Below are 17,536 nucleotides of genomic sequence, written 5' to 3'. Positions count from 1 at the left end.
GTATCTTGTCAGTGAGGACGTTGCGCCGTCTGCGAATGCTGTCCGCCCGGGCGTGAAATTCCACACAACGCTTCGCCCGCGTCATCCTGCATGCTGCCTTCCCGGGCCAGGTCACCCAACGACAGAATCCCGACCAGGCGCTTGTCCCGATTCATCACGGGCAAGCGACGCAGCCGCTGATCGCTCATATTGCGCGTGACTTCCTCGATGTCCTGATCGTCGTAGCAGTACTTGATCTCGCTGCTCATCACCTCGCGGATCTGAGTGTCCGAGCCCAAGCCTTCGGCGACCGCGCGCACGGCGATGTCGCGATCGGTGATCATGCCCACCAGTCGGTCGTTCTCTTGCACCGGCAGCGCGCCGATGTCGAGCTCGGCCATCATGTGGGCAGCCTCGCGGAGGGTCTGGTCCGGACGGACCATGCAAACATCTCGAGTCATGGCGTCGCGAATTTTCATGGCGGTCTCCTCGGTGGCGGGCTACCAAAAGCAACTCGTCAGTACCGCTGCGGTTCCGCGCCCGGAAGCGCATGCACTACACTGCGAGCACCGCATTTCACTGCTGTTCGCACGCGCCAGGAAAGTCGCAGATGCCGCTATCACCCGCCCGCTTGGAAAGCCCTGCCGGATTGACGGTCGAGCTGTTGGAGAACGGCGCCGTGCGGCGCCTGGACCACGGCGACACCATCGTCAATCTGTTCATTGGCAACGAGTTGGAAGGCGGCGTGGCCAATTTGTATCTGCGACGGCTGAATGCCGACGCGATGCAGTACATCGAGCTGCTTGGGCCGCGCAGTCCAACGCGATTCCGTCGCACGGCTGACAGTTGGCTGGGGAGCGGCGAATGGTCCGGTATCCGCTACACGGTCCAGCTTCGGCTCGCGAGCTCGGCGCCGGCGTGGTTCTGGCAGATCGGCCTGGAAAATTCTGCAGGCTCCACTCAGCAAGTCGACGTCATCTACGCGCAGGACGTGGCGCTGTCGCCCTATGCCACCGTGCGACTGAACGAGTTCTATGTCAGCCAGTACGTCGACCACACGCCGTTGAAGCATCCCAAGCACGGGCATGTGATCGCGTCTCGTCAGAACCTCGCCGCCGGCGGTCAGCATCCGTGGAGTGCGATTGGCTCGTTGCGCCGGGCGCAAAGCTTTGCCACCGATGCCATGCAGGTGCATGGGCTCGCGACTCGCGCGGGCCGATCGCCGCTCGGTGTCGTGCAGGGCTTGCCGGGCCAGCGGTTACAACATGAGCACTCGATGGTGGCGATTCAGGATGAGCCGTTGGAGCTCAAGCCGGGTGAGCGGGCCACGACGGGGTTCTTTGGCTGCTTCAGTGCCGATCATCCGGAGGCGACGTCGCTCGACGATCTGGATGCGGTGGATAAAGTGCTCGGGCTGCCGGAGGCGGAGTTATCGGAGCTCGCTGCGGCCGGCGGCGATGAATCGAACAATGCCACGCTGTTCAGTGAAGCTCCGTTGCTCGGCGCGCTCGATCTGCAAGCGGATGAGTTGAGTAGGCTGTTCAGCGCGAAGCGTCGGCACGAAGAGGTCGATGAACAGGGCGCTGTGCTTTCGTTCTTCTACGACGCTGATCGACACGTGGTCTTGCGTGCGAAGGAGCAGCGTGTCGTGCGGCCTCATGGCCATTTGCTTCGGTCAGGCCGGCACGCCACGCCCGATGAGCTCGGGCTCACGTCGACGGTGTGGATGAACGGCGTGTTTCATTCCATGCTCACGCAAGGGCATGTCAGCTTCAATCGTTTGCTGTCGACGGTGCACAGTTATCTGAGCTTGTTCCGGTCGCATGGCCTGCGGTTGTTTGTTGAGCTGGAGGGTCAGTGGCGCTTGCTCGATATGCCCTCGGCGTTCGAGATTCAACCGGGCGCGTGTCGCTGGCTCTACAAGCATGCCGGTGGCTTGATTGAGGTTCGCAGCGAAGCGCACGCCGAGCATGAGCTGACGTTGCGTGTCGAGGTTCTGGCCGGTGCGCCGGTGCGGTGGTTGGTTTCCAGTCATGTCGCGCTCAATGGTGACGATGGCAGCGTGCTCGGCGCGGTGCGCTGGCGTCAGGACGGCGATGCCATTGTGATTCAGCCCGCTGAGGGGAGTGAGCTGGAGCGTCGGTTCCCGCAAGGCTCGTTCACTCTCACGCCGCACGAAGGCACGAAGCTGGAGCGCGTCGGTGGCGATGAGTTGCTGTTCAAGGATGAGCGGTCGCGTCAGCAGCCGTATGTTTGCTCCGTGGTTTCGGCGAGCAAGGCCTTTGGGCTGGTCCTTCGCGGCGATTTCGTCACTGAAAGTAACGATGTGCCGACGCCCCATGGCGAACAGCTCGTTGAGTTGCTCGGCATCGACGCTCCCGCCGGCAGTCCTTTATCGGCACAGGTCGAGCAGCTGGTCGAGATCCTGCCTTGGTTCAAGCACAACGCGCTCGTGCACTACCTGTCGCCGCGTGGCTTGGAGCAATACTCGGGCGGCGGCTGGGGTACGCGCGATGTCACGCAAGGGCCGGTTGAGATGTTGCTGGCCTTGGGTAATTTTCAGCCGATTCGCGACTTGCTGATTCGGGTCATGAAGGCGCAGACGTCGGATGGCGATTGGCCACAGTGGTTCATGTTCTTCGAGCGTGAGCGTGACATCCGCGCCGGGGACTCGCACGGGGACATCGTGTTCTGGCCGTTGCTGGCGCTGGCTCAGTATTTGATCGCGTCCGGCGACAGCTCGATTCTCGACGAGCCCGTGCCTTTCTTTTCCTCGGGACATACGAAGCCGCCGGTGTCGCTGTGGAAGCATGTGGAGCGGGCGTTGAAAGTGATCGAGCGCAGGATTGTCGAAGGCACGGCGCTTGCGGCGTACGGTCACGGCGATTGGAACGACGCGCTTCAGCCCGCCGATCCGGCGATGCGCGAGCGCATGTGTAGTGCGTGGACGGTGACGCTTCATCATCAAGTGTTGACGACGCTCGCGCATGCATTGCGAAGCATCGGTCGTGAGCAGGAAGCGGCGCGCTTCGATACGTGGGCTGCGAACGTCAAGCGCGATTTCCAGAAAGTGCTGTTGGTGGATGGGGTGCTCACCGGCTATGCGCTGTTCGAGGAGGAGGGCAATGTCAACTATCTGCTCCATCCTCGCGACAGCATCACCGGAGTGAGGTACAGCTCGCTGGCGATGATTCATGCCATTCTGGAAGATCTGTTCGATGCCGAGCAGCTTCAACAACATCTGCGTCTGATCGATCTGCAGCTCAGCGGGCCGGATGGCGTGCGACTGTTCGATCGCCCCATGAATTATCACGGCGGTCCTCAACGCTTCTTCCAGCGCGCCGAGAGCGCGACGTTCTTCGGTCGTGAGATTGGCTTGATGTATATGCACGCGCATTTGCGTTATGCGCAGGCGCTGGCGAGAGTGGGTGAGACCGATCGTTTCTTCCGGGCGCTATGTCAGGCCAATCCCATCGGGATTCAGAGCCTCGTGCCCAGCGCGACCTTGAGGCAAGCCAATTGCTATTACTCCAGCTCCGACGCGGCGTTCGCAGATCGTTATCAGGCCAGCGACGAATACGATCGCGTGAACCAAGGGACCGTCCCGCTCGACGGCGGCTGGCGCGTGTACTCGAGCGGCGCCGGCATCGGTTTGGGGTTGATCGTTCGGCGATTCCTCGGTCTCAGCATCGAGGCGTGCGATGTTACGTTCGATCCGGTGATTCCGGCGGGATTGAATGGGCTGCGGGTGCGGATATCACTGTTCGGTAAGCCGGTGACGTTGAGCTATGAGATTACTGGCGCGGGTCACGGTGTCAGCTCGGTGATTGTGAATGGGCAGGCGATGTCGCTCAGTCATGATGCCAATCCGTATCGCACGGGGGCGGCTCGGGTTGAGCGTGCGCTGCTCGTCGACAAGCTGGATCGAGCGGACAACACGATACAAATCAAGGTAGGCTAAATCGGCGGGCAGATGGGATAGTCCCGCTTTCCCACTAACAGATCTGTCCGTTTGGTTGCGCAAATCAAGGTAGGCTGGATCGGCAGGCGGATGCTGGCCGGGACGGCTCGCGGACTCGCGAGTCCGTGCACAACACGAACAATTCAGTGGGTCGGTCGCGAGGCCGGCATCGGTCATGAGCAAACACGTCGGCTGGTTGGAACGCATTTCCCTGCGCTGTTGCGCCTGGTCGGAGCGCTGGATTCCGGACGCCTATGTGTTCGCCGTGCTGGGCGTGATCGTCGTGGCAATCGCGGCCATCGCATTGGGCTCGCCTGTGACACAGACGGCGAAGGCGTTCGGTGACGGGTTCTGGAGCCTGATTCCGTTCACCATGCAGATGAGCTTCATCATCATCGGCGGCTACGTCGTCGCCAGCTCCCCTCCCGCTGCTCGATTGATCGACAAGCTCGCTTCGGTCCCCCGCTCGGGGCGGGGCGCCGTGTGTTGGGTGTCAGTCATCAGTATGCTGTTCTCGATGCTGCATTGGGGATTGAGCATGATCCTCGGCAGCCTGCTGGTGCGTGCTTTATCTCGTCGCGACGATCTCGATATGGACCTGCGCGCCGCAGCCGCGGCCGCCTATTTGGGCATGGGCTCAGTGTGGGCCATGGGTTTGTCATCGTCCGCGGCGCAGTTGCAGGCCAATCCCGCCAGCATGCCGCCGGCGCTGTTGCAGATTACGGGCGTTATTCCGTTCACTGAGACGATCTTCCTTTGGCAGTCGATCGCGTTGACGGCCATCCTCATCGTGGTGACGTTAGCGATTGCGTGGCTCACCACGCCGCGTGGGGAGAATGCGCAGACGGCGCGTCGCCTGGGAATCATTGCCGACACGCCGACAATTGAACCGACAGCTCAGGCGACACGGCCCGGCGAGTGGCTGGAGCACAGCCCGTTGCTCAATGTGTTGATCGCCGCGCTCGGCGCGATCTGGCTCTTTCAAGAGTTCGCGACTAAAGGCGCCGCGCTCGCGATCTCCAGCCTCAACACTTACAACTTCCTGTTTGTGATGCTCGGCCTGCTGCTGTGCTGGCGACCTCGCGTGTTTCTCGATTCAGTGTCGAAGAGCGTGTCCGGCGTCAGCGGCGTGTTGATCCAGTTCCCGTTCTACGGCGGCATCGCCGCGATTCTCACCTCCGCGGTAGGTAGTGACGGGCAGAGCATCGCGCATCACTTATCGACCTTCTTCGCTCAGGCCGCGACACGCGAGACATTCCCTGTCGTGATGGGCATTTACTCGGCGGTGCTCGGATTCTTCGTGCCATCGGGCGGCGGTAAGTGGATCATCGAAGCGCCCTATGTGATGGCGGCGGCGAACGAGCTGAAAGTTCACCTCGGCTGGGCGGTTCAGGTTTATAACGCAGCCGAGGCGCTACCGAATTTGATCAATCCGTTCTGGATGCTGCCGCTATTGGGCATCTTGAAGCTGCGCGCCAGAGACGTCATTGGCTTCACGATGATTCAGTTCATCGTGCACGTGCCGGTGGTGCTGTTCTTGCTGTGGGCGTTCGGACTGACGCTGGAATATAAGCCGCCTGTGATTCCGTAAGGCGCTTTTCTTGCCGGTTGAATCGCGTTACTTAAGTCGTCTGAATAATAGTTAGCCGGGAACGGCCCAGGAATCGCCAGCATGCTCGATTTCGATGCGACAGGTTTTTGGGAAGAGTCCGACTACGCGAACGAGGAGTACACGGATGATCCCGTAACGCCGGAGAAGGTGGCGCTCGTGCAGCGAGCGCTTGGATTCAAGCTGTCGGCTGCGTACGTCGCGCTCATGAGATCCAAGAACGGCGGAACGCCCGCCCGGACTTGCCATCGAACCTCCGAACCTACCTCCTGGGCCAAAGATCACATCGCGATTACGGGTATTTTCTCGATTGGCAATGCGAAGCCATCCTCTCTGTGCGGGGACGTCGGCAGCGAATTCTGGATCGCTGAGTGGGGCTATCCGCGCATCGGTGTGTATTTTGCAGATTGTCCCTCTGCGGGGCATGACATGCTCTGTCTCGACTACAGAAGCTGCGGCCCGGAAGGCGAACCGAGCGTGGTCCACGTGGATCAAGAGCGTGACTACGCGATAACGTTCGTCGCTCCAGATTTCGCAACCTTCATCAGAGGGCTGGAGTCGGACGATGCGTTCGATCATGGTTAGGCGCTATTGCTCTCAGCACAGCGGCAGCGTTAAGGAATCCTATGGTTCGTTTCGATGTAACAGGAGATGATCTTGCCGCTCGATTCGACGCGCGGCTTCCATCCGGAAGCTATGGTCTGCTGCTCGGAATCGTACTTTGTATCCCCCTCACGGTCGCAGTGCTGAGCGCGATCGAGGCGCAATCACCTCTCGGGCAAGCGCCGCCGACAGTTATTCTTACGATCAATGGGCAATCTCAGCAATCCGTGTACGGCGATTATTCATGGCGCGGAGTCATTGCCGATGCGTTTCAGTTCGTTGCACCGAGGAGCCCGTTGCTGGCTGCCGCGCACTTCTCAGCGACATTGAATCTCCACACGCGCTTGGGACCACCGTCAGAAGCATCATGCGCTCTCCGGCGTGTCACGCCTGACCGCTGTGCGGTGGGCGATGGACCGAGCTTCTCATGCTGGCGGCCGGTCCACGACTGGAATACAAAGATCGACTGTCCGGCGCTCGATGGAAGTTCGCCAGCAGAGCTCGACTTCCAGGTGCCGCCAGGGCGCTATGTCTTGAGCGTGAAGACCTGGTGGAACAATGTGGGCGGGACAACGCAAGAGTTCTCTATTTTCGTGAGCTCTAACGAAACAATGGAGCCGACGCGGTGATAGATCACTTTTCCGAGCAATATGTCTGGCACAAGGATTGTTGGGGCCGCTCCGGGTGGGATGGGCGGCGTTAGTGGTATGACGCTAGATGAGGACAACGTAATCGCGCTGCTACTGCTGATTGCTCCGTGCGCCGTACTCGCGCACAGGCATAGATATGAATGGGGCGCTGGTTTCGGTCGTGATTCTGGGCTTTGGCGCACATCCACCGTCTTGGCCGCAGTGCTGTTGCTTAGCTTCGTTGCGGCCACTGTCTTTTTTGGCGCAGATGAATTTAGAGCCTGGTTCGGCAGCAAGCGATCTCGAGGCTTCCTGCCTTTCTTCCTGTTCCCTGGTGTCGGCTTGGCAGTGGCGCTATTCCCAGGGCCAGCTTCGGAGATCGCAGGCCGCTACAAGGAGTTGGCTGCAGAGAAGGCAACGCGCACCTTCGGTGCGGTTGGTTGGTGTTTGTTCGCTTGGTGGCTGTTCATGGTTCTGCTAACGCTGTTCGTTAGGTCATACTCGCGCTAACAAAACAATGGAGTCGACGCGGTGATTGGAAGGTCGCTTCAGTTGCTGAAGCTGCAATGGTGGCGCATGCCGGATGACGATCTGTGTTGTCATCTTCGATCTGTGGTTACGCGCGAGCGCCTTCATTGGAACGGGTACTTCAACCGCCACTGGCCTACGCGCGGAGTTGCGAACAGCGCGCCGTTGTTACGCATGCGGAGGCGATCGATAATCCAGCATCTGGAGCGCCGTGGGTTTCAGTTTGGCGAGGTGGTAAAGTCGTTTTCCTTGCCCAAAGGCAAGCATTGGCCTGGGCTACACGGCGCGTGTCCCGCCGGAGGCCCTAACAAACAGTTGCAACCGATTGCGCGCGAAGATGCGGGGTCCGGCTGACCGGCGGCGCTGTGTCTCAAGCGTGTCTCGTCGGGTCGCACTAACTGAAACAAGGAAGCCAACGCGGTGAATGGTACCTCGGTGTCCATATGCCGCCAGTCATCAAGTATGCACGCAGAATGGAAGCGGCCAAATGTCTGCCGTCGCGGGAATTTAACAGTTGGCACTCCAGCTGGAGGATGGTCGGTCCAGTCTTGAAATGAGTCAGCAGGGTTGTCGCGGGGTGTCCTCATGGGTCTACTAGATATCTTCAAGAAGAAGCCTCAGCAGTCGGACAGGTACGCAGGAAAGCCTCTGTTGAGGTTGGTGGACTCATTCGTTCTGAAGTGTATTGGGGAGCTGGACGCTACGAGCGAGGCAAGGCTGCGTGAAATGGAGCCCAAGCTCCAGCAGATCTACAGCTGCCCGGGGACGTGGGAGGAAATCGTCATTTCACAATTGCAGTTCGGCCCCGATATTCGCACCGCCATCCGAGAGCTGTGGATGAAAAACCAGGCGATCGCCGAACAGCACAAGGTGACGTTGACGCCGATGCAGTTTGTCGAAATGTTCGTGGAAAAGAATGTCACAAAGACCTGACAGTCGATTAGAGTTACAACTGGAAAGAATCGAAGCGGAGCTGCGGCGTCTCGGTCTTCTCAAGGGTCCGGTTCAACCGGCGGTTGCGGTCAGTTCTGCATTTGGCATGGCGGAGATGCCGTTTGAGCACTGGCTCGTAAAGGTGTTCTTGCCCCGGGCCTACGAAGCGGCAGGCGCAAATTCCTGGCCGGCCAGGAGCCAGGTGGGTATTGCCGCGATTCGCAACTTTGATGGTCGAGACGATTACAACGCTTTGATCACACTGCTATGTGAGTTTGATCGAGCCGTTGAAGCGTACAGCGGGTGCGCGGATGTCTGACGATTGAGTGGCTGGACATTTGGGGAGAAGAAGAATGTTCGATCTTTCGGTGTTTACGTTGGTTCATGTCGTCATCAGCGTCCTGGGGATCATCACAGGGCTGGTCGTCGTCGGCGGGCTGCTGGCCGGCGCGCGGTTGGAGGGTTGGACTGCGCTGTTCCTCGCGACCACGACTCTAACCAGTGTGACCGGGTTCGGTTTTCCGTTCACCAAGGTCTTGCCGCCCCACGTCGTGGGGGCCGTCTCGCTCGTGGTCCTGGCCGTCTGTCTCGTGGCGCGATACGGGAAACGGTTGGAGGGCTCGTGGCGAACGATCTATGTGGTGACGGCCGTGACAGCGCTTTATCTCAATGTTTTTGTACTGGTCGTTCAACTATTCACCAAGACACCGCCGCTCGCGCAGTTGGCGCCCACTCAGCAGGAAGCCCCCTTCGCCGTGACGCAGGCGCTCGTGCTTGCTCTTTTTGTGTGGCTTGGATGGGCGGCCTGCAGAGCGTTCGGTACGGAAAAGGCGGTGACTGCCACCGCACAAGGATGATCCATGGATCGCAGAACTTCTCTCTCGCTGCTCACCGTTGGACTGGCTGCGGCGGGCGTCAGCACCGCGGCGACTGCGCCGAGCGCCGGTGGAATAAAGCTAATGGTGCTCTATGGTCATCCACCGAACCCCGAGGAATTCGAAAAGTATTACCTCGGCATCCATATGCCACTGGTCGCCGCCATCAAGGGTGCGCGCAGAATGGAAGCGGCCAAATGTTTGCCGCAAGCGGATGGCTCACCGCCAGCGTTCCATCGAGTGTTTGAAATGTGGTTCGACAGCCCTGAGCAGATGGCCGCTGTGTTCGATACGCCCGAAGGAAAAAAGGTACGCGCGGACACCCCGAACTTCACTGCGGGAACGACCGTGACACGAATGGTTTGTAAGCTGGACTGAACTGGCGATGTTTGTTCAGGCTACCTATTCAAGCCAGACGGCAGGCACAGTGCCTGTGTTCGCGGCACAAGGTGGGCGTTAGAGCGCTATGGGGCCCCTGTTCTCTCTTTCGATTCTGACGGTAGCGTTGGGGCTTGGTCTGTTTTTAGCGTACCTGATCGCGCGATTGTTCATGAGTGCTCCTGTGGCGTTTCGCGCGGCGGCCGTCTTCGTCGTCGCCGGTGCGGTAGGTAGCGCAGTAGTTGGTCTTCTTCTGGCACTGGTCATGGGTGCCGAAGCGACTTTGGCGAATGGATGGCAGGTCTTTGCCTATCTGTCGGGCTTGGTGCTGAGTGGCCTGGTTTCGGGAGCGTTAGTCGTTCGATCTTATCTCGCGCGCGTGCGGTCTATTTCGTCATGAACCCGATCCCGACAGACCTTGTTTTCCCTTGGGTCCTGACTCGCGTTCCAGTCAAATGGGATCCAGAAGATGCGATCGGTGGCGAGGAGGCGGCCCTACAGAACATTCCAAGATGGACGGACGGTCTGCGAATCGCCATTGAACGGGCGTGCTTTGCGGATTACCTGCAAAAGATTGACGACATTGCGGCTGAGCCGCCTACGGTCCCGGTGATCAAGAGCCCGTCTCAAGTGTGGAGCCACATTGAGTTGCAGTCAGTTCGGCCATTCGGCCCGGACATTGTGGTCGTCTACGCCGTGCCTGCATGGGACGAGAACCTTCACCACGAATGGTGCGTCGAAGGTACCGACACACTACTTTACGTTGGCCAGTTTCTCGGCTACTCCGGCGATGGGTACCGATCCTTGCAGCACGGAAATGCGGCGGTCTCGTATGAGGAAACAATCGCTCGCCTGGGCCACCTTCCCCAATCGTGGGTCACGGATAGCGACTAGTCACTCCAGCAGCGCGGCGCGAACCTTCTCTTGCATGGCCGGTGTCACGCCGGCTGTCTTCGCCAGATAAGCTTCGACATCTCCGATCTGCGCGAGCGCTTCGTGCAGGAACGCGGCGTCGGCGCTGAACAGAACGCGGCGCATGTCTTCAGGCATCGACAGCAGCGGACTATGCGCGTCAGTGACGCCGAGCTGCGTCTCGGTACGAGAGCGGATGAACTCTTCGAAGTTGCCCGAGGTATTCGTCAGCAAATAATCCTGAATCGCGGTTTCTTCCGGCACGCCCAACGATCGTAGCAACACCGCCACGGCGACGCCGGTGCGATCCTTGCCGGCCGCGCAGTGAACGATCAAAGGCACATCGCCGCTCGCGATCGCGGAGAACATGCCGCCGATGCGCGGGCCCATCCATTCCGGAAGCGCGCGATACAACGCGACCATCGCGTCAAACATTCCCGCCGCGTTCCGAGGCCGATCCGCCGCCAGGCCGCGAACAGTCGGGGTCACGACGCCGTCGTCCCAGGAGAGTGCATTGATCCCGTGTGGCCAGCGCGTCGGCTCACGCTCGCGTTCTTCCAGGCGACGCAGGTCGCAAATTGCACGCACCTGGAGTTGAGTCAGCGGCGCGTGATCGTCTTCGGTGAAATAGGTGAGCACACCGGTGCGAAATACCTTGCCCCAGCGGGTGCTGGTGCCTTGCTGAGTGCGATAGCCGCCGATGTCTCGAAAGTTACAGCCGCCTTGAAAGGAGAGCACGCGTTCGCGCTCGGCGCGAACGGCGGAAGCCGATGAAGTCATGGACACGCCTTACCGAGGATTGAACCGCAGTGTCTCATAGACACGGTTACGGTTCGACCATGCCGGACAAGCGTCAGTGAGGCGGCGAATACGGCATTCCGACCGGGGACAGGCCTGCCGGTGGCGACGGTCCGCCTGCCGGTTCAAGTAGATACGTATCGGTGGCGTTGGCGCGCACGTATTCCAGGCCGCGCGTTTGATCCGGCGGCAACGGCGCCAGGATGCGCCAGGCTTGCGAAGGATTGAACAGCGCCCAGAACGGGGCCGCGATGCCTGGCCACACATTCGGCGTGTTGGTCGGCCGGCGCTCGCGAATGCCTTCCACCTCGACTTCTTCGATGTCATCACGAACGAACGTCGTGGCTAAAATTCTGTTGAGCTCTTCGGACGTGTACAGCTGCGTGATCTGAGGTGCCCGCAGATCCAGCGGTTTACGAGGCGGCGCGGGTTTGGCAGCGATGGTTGCGGCGGTGGCTGAGGCTGGGGCGTTTTCCTGGGCGAGCCCGCTGCCACTAAGCAAAGCTCCGACGAGGAGCATCGAGACCATCGAACCAGACCGGTTATACGGGATCATGGTGCGGCACCGACCTCTGCTGGTGATCGAAACGCGCTTGATCCACAGCCCGGCCTGCGATTAGTTTGCGCGGCCGAAGCTAAGGACCATGCAAGTTAAGAAGCAGTATGCCCCCCGAAAGTTCCAGCTCCAATACGTCGTCCCCTCACAGTTCGGGCGCCTTGTCGCACATCCGCGTGCTCGACATGAGTCGCGTGCTCGCGGGGCCCTGGTGCGGACAGATCCTTGCCGATCTGGGCGCCGAAGTGATCAAGATCGAGCGGCCTCGCGTCGGCGACGACACGCGCAGCTGGGGCCCGCCGTATCTGAAGGATCGTGACGGCAAGGACACGCGCGAGTCCGCCTATTTTCTCGGCGCCAATCGCGGCAAGAAGTCCGTGACGCTCGATATCTCCAAGCCCGAAGGTCAGGAGGTGGCGCGCAAGCTCGCGGCGCGGGCGGACGTGCTGATCGAGAATTACAAAGCCGGCGATCTCACCCGTTACAACCTCGGTTATGAGCAATTGAAGGCCATCAATCCCGGCCTCATCTACTGCTCCATCACCGGCTTCGGTCAGACCGGGCCGATGCGACAAGTCGCGGGTTACGACTTCATCATCCAGGCCATGGGCGGCCTGATGAGCATCACCGGCGAGAAGGACGACTTGCCGGGCGGCGGACCACAAAAAGTCGGCGTCGCCGTGGCGGACATCACCACCGGCATGTATTCGACCGTGGCGATTCTCGCGGCGATCGTGCATCGCTCGCTCACCGGGCAAGGCCAGTACATCGACATGGCGTTACTGGATTCCCAGGTCGCCATGATCGCCAACATGAATATGAATTATCTGGTGGGCGGCAAGGCGCCGAAGCGCATGGGCAATGCGCACGCCAATATCGTGCCGTATCAGGTGTTCGACGCGTCCGACGGCCAGTTCGTGGTCGCGGTGGGCAATGACGGACAGTTTGCGAAGTTCTGCGAGGCTGCGGGCCAGACGTTCCATCAGGATCCGCGTTTCCTGCGCAACGACGATCGGGTGCGCAATCGTGACGTGCTGATTCCGTTACTGGCGGCGGTGTTGAAACAGCGGACCGTGGCGGAGTGGATCTCGTTGTTCGAGCCGCTGGGCATTCCGGTGGGCGGTATCAACAATCTGGCGCAGGTGTTCGAGCACGAACAGGTGCGCAGTCGTGGCATGCGGATCGATCTGCCTCATCCGCAGGCGGGCACGGTGCCGATGGTGGCGAATCCGATCAAGATGTCGGCAACGCCGCTGCGTTATCAGTCGGCGCCGCCGTTGCTCGGACAGCACACGCAAGAAGTTTTGGCGGATGCCGGACTGACTGCGGCCGAGATCGAACAACTGCAGGCGTCCGGCATCGTGTAACTGGCTGAAAAAATTCTGCCGTCCCAGTGGGCGGGACGGCAGACAAGGGATGCTTTACTGATACTCCTCGTTGCGATATTCCACTGCGACCTGGTGAGTCGCGGGGAACGTGTGGGTGCAATGGGACACATCGAATTGCCACTTCTCGAGCACGCTGCGTTTGGCGGCGAGGTCGAGCAGCAGATAACCGCTCGAATGCTCCACGTCGGCGCGGGTGGCGTGACCGTTGGCGTCGAGGGTTACATTGATCAGCACCGTTCCCTTCTGTCCGCGCAGTTGTGCGCGCTCGGGAAAGTCGGTATCGCTATGGACCACGCGCATCCCGCAGGAAGCGGAGATCGCGGAGGTCACGGGGATCGCAGTCGTGACAGCGAGCAGGGCCAGGCCAGTGGTGAGCATGTTCATTGCCGTCTCCGGAACAAACGCAGTAGGTCGATTCCGACAAGTGGAACGTCGCATAGAGAGCTTCGATTGCACTGGCCGGGTGCCGAGGCTACTGTAAGTGACGCTACAGACCTGTCTGTTCTCATGCTACGTACAGGTCTGTAGCGCTGTCAAGTTGAACGAGGAGGCCCATGAGTCCAACTGTGAAACCGCGCGCGGGTACCGAAGGGGTGGCTGCGCCCACCGAAAGCGTCCGGGACCGGATTTTGAACACGGCTCGCGACCTGTTTTACAAGGAAGGCGCCCGCGCGGTGGGGGTCGACACCGTGGTCGCACGCTCCGGCGTGGCCAAGACCAGCCTCTATCGCTGGTTCCCCTCCAAGGACGCGCTGATCGTCGCGGTGCTCGAACAGGAGCAGAAGGATCGCTGGGCGGGCTGGGACAAGACCGCTGCGCAGAGCGACCCGGAGCCGCGCGCCCGGCTGCGTGCGCACCTCAATGGCATCGTCCGGTTCGTGAGCAGCTCACATTTCCGGGGCTGTCCGTTCATGAATATCACGGTCGAGTTCGCCGACCCTCAGCATCCGGCGCGCGTGCTCGCGCTCGAAGAGATGCAGGAGCTGCGTCGGCGGTTGCGCGGGCTGGTCGATAACATCGAAGGGGTGAGCAATCGGGAAGAGCTCACCGAGCAATTGCTGTTGCTCGTCGATGGCGCCTTCTCCTCGGCGCAGGCGTTGGGCAAGAACGGTCCGCAGCAGTTTCTGGTGGCGACCGCGGACGCTCTGGTGGACGCTCAGCTCAAGAAATAAAACGCGCGGTCAGACGGCCTCGTTGCCGCGCGTCTCTCGCAGGAAGAACGTGCCGACGATGACCGTCATCACGCACACGATGACCGGGTACCACAGCCCGGAATAAATATTGCCCGTGTACGCGATCGTCGCGAACGCGATGCTCGGCAGAAATCCGCCGAACCAGCCGTTGCCCAAGTGATAGGGCAGCGACATCGAGGTGTAGCGGGTAGGACCACGGGCCCGCGGCGCGCGACCGAGGCGCTCGGGGCGTTCAATCGTCAGTCGCCGGCGGACAATTCCGCTTCGAGCTTCTCGCTGGCGGTGAGCCAGTCGGTTTCGACGGTGGAGATGTCGCGTTTCAGCTGGGTCTGCTTTTGCAGCAGGTCCTGTAGCTTTTGCTTGGAGCTGGGACTATAGATGTCGGGCTCGGCGAGCGCGGCTTCGACGGTGGTGCGTTCCTGCTCCAGCTTCGCAAGCTGCTTTTCCAGGCGCGCGATGTCGGCCTTGAGCGGGCTGAGTCGATTGCGACGCTCCGCCTCTTCGCGCTTGCGTTGTTTCTTTTGTTCGGCGCTGAGTACGGCGGGGGCTTCTTCCTCTGAAGAAGTCTCAGCTGCTTCGCGGGTTTGAAACCATTTGGCGTAGTCGTCGAGATCGCCGTCGAACGGTTGCGCGCGGCCTTGATCGACAAGGATCAACTCGTCGGCGACCGCTCGCAACAAGTGACGATCGTGCGAGACGAGTACGACCGCGGCTTCGTAATCCTGCAAGGCCATCGCCAGTGCCTGGCGCATTTCCAGGTCGAGATGATTGGTGGGCTCGTCGAGCAGCAACAGATTCGGTCGCAAGTAACTGACCAGCGCCAGCACCAGTCGCGCCTTCTCGCCGCCAGAGAACGGACCGACGGGCTCGAACACGCGATCGCCGCTGAATCCGAAGCTGCCCAGGAAGCCGCGGAGTTCCTGTTCGGTGGCTTTCGCAGCGGCTTCGCCGCCCAGGCGTTTCAGATGGCCGAGCGGTGAGTCGTCGACGGTGAGCTGTTCGAGCTGATGTTGGGCGAAGTAACCGATCTTCAGATCGCGCGCCTCGGTGCGCTTGCCATCGAATGCGGTGAGCTCGCCGGCGAGCAATTTCATCAGCGTCGATTTACCGGCGCCGTTGCGACCGAGCAGCGCGATGCGACTGCCGGGCGCGATGGTCATGTTCACGTTATCGATCACGACACGCTCGCCGTAGCCGACGGATTGTTTCTCCAGCGTCAGCAGCGGTCGCGGCAGTTTCGTTGGCGCCAGGAAGGTGAACTCGAATTGCGAGTCGACGTGCGCCGGCGCGATCTTCTCCATGCGCTCCAGCGCTTTGACGCGGCTCTGCGCTTGTTTCGCTTTGCTTGCCTTCGCTTTGAAGCGCTCGATGAAGCTCATCATGTGCTTGATCTCGCGCTGCTGTCGCTCGAACATCGACTGCTGTTGCGCGAGCTGCGAGGCGCGTTGCTCTTCGAAGGCGGAGTAATTGCCGGTGTAGATCTTCGCGGCCCCGTTCTCGATGTGCACGACGCGATCGACGGTGCGATCCAGGAACTCGCGATCGTGCGCGATCATCAGCAGCGTGCCTTGATAGTTGCGCAGCCACTGTTCCAACCAGATCACCGCGTCGAGATCGAGGTGGTTGGTGGGTTCGTCGAGCAGCAGCAGATCGGATCGGCACATCAGTGCCTGCGCGACGTTCAGTCGTACTCGCCAGCCGCCGGAGAAGGCGTTCACCGACCTTGTCTCATCCGCCGCCGAGAAGCCCAGACCGTGCATCAACTTGCCCGCTCTGCTTCGCGCGTCGTAGCCACCCAGCGCGGCGTAACGTGCGTGCAGTTCACCCAGCTTGGTGCCCGCGTTGTTTGCTTCAGCCTGCGCAATCGCCGCCTCGGTCTCGCGCAACTCCTCGTCGCCATCCATCACGAAGTCGATCGCCGGCCTGTCGGTCGCGTCCAATTCCTGCGCCACATGCGCCACCACGAGTTGCGACGGGTATTCCACGCTTCCGGCATCAGGTTGCAGTTCGCCAAGCACCAGCGACAGCAAGCTGGACTTACCACAGCCATTTGCCCCCACGATGCCCACCTTTTCCCCGCGATACACGGTAAAGGACGCATCGGAGATCAGCAGGCGCGTACCGCGCCGGAGGGCGAGGGAGGAGAAGGAAAGCATGGACAGGTCAAGGTCGAAGCGAAACCGGGTCGGAATCGTAGCAGATCGGGCTAGTCGCCTTGACGGTCGGCCCGTTTCCACTGGCCGTTCTCGCGATCGCGAGGGCGCCTGGGTCGGTTTCTTGCCGCCTGCGGCCGGGATTGCCCTCGCTTGGATATCTCATGCTGATCGCGGCCGTCACGTTTGACCCAGAAGGATTTCAGGCCGTCGATGTGCTCGTGCAGGCTGTGAGCAATGTGATTCCAAAGCGGGTCGAGTACAACATCAAGACCCTCACGCCGCGCCAACTTCGCCGCGGGCACAAAATCAGAGTCGCCAGTGATCAACACGATCCTCTCGACAAGGCGCTTGTACGCCAGGGATGCGATGTCGAGGCCGAACTTGATGTCGACTCCCTTCTGAGTGGCGTCATAGCGCAGGTCATCTTCCGTGAGATCTTCCACTCCGATTTCCTTCTTGAGTAGTCGCTTGAGCGGATCGGGACGAATGGTCCACTGCGAGTCTTCGGCAAGCTCACCTAAACGTAGCGCGACCTTCCGCATGCACACCAGTTCTCGGTGCAACTCGTTTCGAAACCTGAACATTGCTGTGCGTGAGAAGTCGATGCACTTGCCTGTCACCGGGTTATGAGCCTTCTTGGCGAGTGGCTTGCAGTCGTAGACAAAGATTCTATAAAGCTGCTCGCCATGTTCCCTGGCAACGTGGCGCTCGGCTGTTTGAAATACCGCGGTGGCGACGACCTCCGCGGTGTGCTGAGGGCTGGCCTTGCATTCGATCAATGACCGATAGCGGGGAAGGAAGAAACCCAGGTCAACAAGTACAGCGACTTTGCTCATCGAGTCGCCGAAAAAGAAAAGCCCTTGGGCTCGACGGTTTCCATGGAAGGAAGCCGTTTACTGCCAAGGGCGCTATGGGCGGAAAATCTAACGCAGCCAGGTCGTTTAGACAACAGGTCTTTCGAGGGGCCGTCGATCACATCACATCTCAGTGGCTTGCGGATGGATGCACTACTAACAACAGCGCGTTGCATCAAGCAAC

18 protein-coding genes and 1 pseudogene are annotated in these 17,536 nt (G+C 60.4%); 12 read left to right on the top strand and 7 right to left on the bottom strand.

The genetic code is table 11. The features are described from left to right. Positions 1-8: 8 nt before the first annotated feature. Positions 9-458, bottom strand: coding sequence for a CBS domain-containing protein (locus tag ACFPN2_RS12520; RefSeq protein WP_380596962.1), 450 nt, complete (start codon positions 456-458; stop codon positions 9-11). A gap of 131 nt (positions 459-589) precedes the next feature. Here ACFPN2_RS12520 and ACFPN2_RS12515 point away from each other — a divergent pair, with 131 nt between their 5' ends. The 10 genes from ACFPN2_RS12515 (at position 590) to ACFPN2_RS12470 (ending at position 10,389) form a co-directional block, all read left to right on the top strand. After that, the gene (locus ACFPN2_RS12515; protein ID WP_380596960.1) at positions 590-3,940 is read left to right on the top strand and encodes a GH36-type glycosyl hydrolase domain-containing protein; all 3,351 of its coding nucleotides are present in this window, start codon (positions 590-592) and stop codon (positions 3,938-3,940) included. A 175-nt stretch (positions 3,941-4,115) separates the two neighbouring features. After that, the gene (locus tag ACFPN2_RS12510; protein WP_380596958.1) at positions 4,116-5,531 is read left to right on the top strand and encodes a short-chain fatty acid transporter; all 1,416 of its coding nucleotides are present in this window, start codon (positions 4,116-4,118) and stop codon (positions 5,529-5,531) included. A gap of 81 nt (positions 5,532-5,612) precedes the next feature. After that, positions 5,613-6,134 carry an SMI1/KNR4 family protein gene (locus tag ACFPN2_RS12505; protein ID WP_380596956.1) on the top strand — a complete coding sequence of 174 codons (522 nt, stop codon included), beginning with the start codon at positions 5,613-5,615 and terminating at the stop codon, positions 6,132-6,134. Positions 6,135-6,175: 41 nt separating this feature from the next. Continuing rightward, a complete protein-coding gene (locus ACFPN2_RS12500; RefSeq protein WP_380596954.1) occupies positions 6,176-6,781 on the top strand; it encodes a hypothetical protein in 606 nt (201 codons plus the stop codon). Positions 6,782-8,035: 1,254 nt separating this feature from the next. Then, complete coding sequence (locus ACFPN2_RS12495; RefSeq protein WP_380596952.1) at positions 8,036-8,242, top strand: hypothetical protein; 207 nt, start codon at positions 8,036-8,038, stop codon at positions 8,240-8,242. Beyond that, the gene (locus ACFPN2_RS12490) at positions 8,226-8,561 is read left to right on the top strand and encodes a YqcC family protein (protein WP_380596950.1); all 336 of its coding nucleotides are present in this window, start codon (positions 8,226-8,228) and stop codon (positions 8,559-8,561) included. The genes ACFPN2_RS12495 and ACFPN2_RS12490 overlap by 17 nt, the downstream gene beginning before the upstream one ends. Before the next feature lie 34 nt (positions 8,562-8,595). Beyond that, positions 8,596-9,099 carry a hypothetical protein gene (locus ACFPN2_RS12485; protein WP_380596948.1) on the top strand — a complete coding sequence of 168 codons (504 nt, stop codon included), beginning with the start codon at positions 8,596-8,598 and terminating at the stop codon, positions 9,097-9,099. A gap of 3 nt (positions 9,100-9,102) precedes the next feature. Then, positions 9,103-9,495, top strand: a complete 393-nt coding sequence (locus tag ACFPN2_RS12480; protein WP_380596946.1) for an EthD family reductase — start codon at positions 9,103-9,105, stop codon at positions 9,493-9,495. Between the two features lie 88 nt (positions 9,496-9,583). After that, positions 9,584-9,895, top strand: a complete 312-nt coding sequence (locus ACFPN2_RS12475; RefSeq protein ID WP_380596944.1) for a hypothetical protein — start codon at positions 9,584-9,586, stop codon at positions 9,893-9,895. Beyond that, positions 9,892-10,389 carry a DUF6985 domain-containing protein gene (locus ACFPN2_RS12470; protein WP_380596942.1) on the top strand — a complete coding sequence of 166 codons (498 nt, stop codon included), beginning with the start codon at positions 9,892-9,894 and terminating at the stop codon, positions 10,387-10,389. Before ACFPN2_RS12475 ends, ACFPN2_RS12470 begins: the two co-directional genes overlap by 4 nt. On the opposite strand, the gene ACFPN2_RS12465 is transcribed toward ACFPN2_RS12470, so the two are convergent. Together ACFPN2_RS12465 and ACFPN2_RS12460 are read right to left on the bottom strand one after the other, a co-directional pair. Next, on the bottom strand, positions 10,390-11,187 hold the full coding sequence (locus ACFPN2_RS12465) for a tyrosine-protein phosphatase (protein WP_380596940.1): 798 nt from the start codon (positions 11,185-11,187) through the stop codon (positions 10,390-10,392). 73 nt (positions 11,188-11,260) lie between these two features. Next, the gene (locus tag ACFPN2_RS12460; protein WP_380596938.1) at positions 11,261-11,725 is read right to left on the bottom strand and encodes a hypothetical protein; all 465 of its coding nucleotides are present in this window, start codon (positions 11,723-11,725) and stop codon (positions 11,261-11,263) included. 143 nt (positions 11,726-11,868) lie between these two features. On the opposite strand from ACFPN2_RS12460, the gene ACFPN2_RS12455 reads away from it, so the two are divergent. Continuing rightward, the gene (locus tag ACFPN2_RS12455; RefSeq protein WP_380596936.1) at positions 11,869-13,128 is read left to right on the top strand and encodes a CaiB/BaiF CoA transferase family protein; all 1,260 of its coding nucleotides are present in this window, start codon (positions 11,869-11,871) and stop codon (positions 13,126-13,128) included. Positions 13,129-13,182: 54 nt separating this feature from the next. On the opposite strand, the gene ACFPN2_RS12450 is transcribed toward ACFPN2_RS12455, so the two are convergent. Next, positions 13,183-13,533, bottom strand: coding sequence for an energy transducer TonB (locus ACFPN2_RS12450; RefSeq protein ID WP_380596934.1), 351 nt, complete (start codon positions 13,531-13,533; stop codon positions 13,183-13,185). Between the two features lie 170 nt (positions 13,534-13,703). On the opposite strand from ACFPN2_RS12450, the gene ACFPN2_RS12445 reads away from it, so the two are divergent. Next, complete coding sequence (locus ACFPN2_RS12445) at positions 13,704-14,321, top strand: TetR/AcrR family transcriptional regulator (protein WP_380596932.1); 618 nt, start codon at positions 13,704-13,706, stop codon at positions 14,319-14,321. Positions 14,322-14,330: 9 nt separating this feature from the next. Here the strand turns inward: ACFPN2_RS12445 and ACFPN2_RS12440 are convergent. The 3 genes and pseudogenes from ACFPN2_RS12440 to ACFPN2_RS12430 all read right to left on the bottom strand — a co-directional run. After that, a pseudogene (locus ACFPN2_RS12440) lies at positions 14,331-14,528 on the bottom strand (MFS transporter); the annotation flags it as partial. A 53-nt stretch (positions 14,529-14,581) separates the two neighbouring features. Continuing rightward, complete coding sequence (locus tag ACFPN2_RS12435; RefSeq protein ID WP_380596930.1) at positions 14,582-16,498, bottom strand: ATP-binding cassette domain-containing protein; 1,917 nt, start codon at positions 16,496-16,498, stop codon at positions 14,582-14,584. 50 nt (positions 16,499-16,548) lie between these two features. Continuing rightward, entirely contained in the window at positions 16,549-17,334 is a 786-nt protein-coding gene (locus tag ACFPN2_RS12430) for an NYN domain-containing protein (RefSeq protein WP_380596928.1), read from the bottom strand. Between the last annotated feature and the right edge of the window lie 202 nt (positions 17,335-17,536).

Source organism: Steroidobacter flavus (genome assembly GCF_042651805.1).
GTDB lineage: Bacteria > Pseudomonadota > Gammaproteobacteria > Steroidobacterales > Steroidobacteraceae > Steroidobacter > Steroidobacter flavus.
The sequence above is the reverse complement of the archived record's forward strand: the minus strand, read 5'-3'. Positions and strand labels throughout refer to the sequence as shown.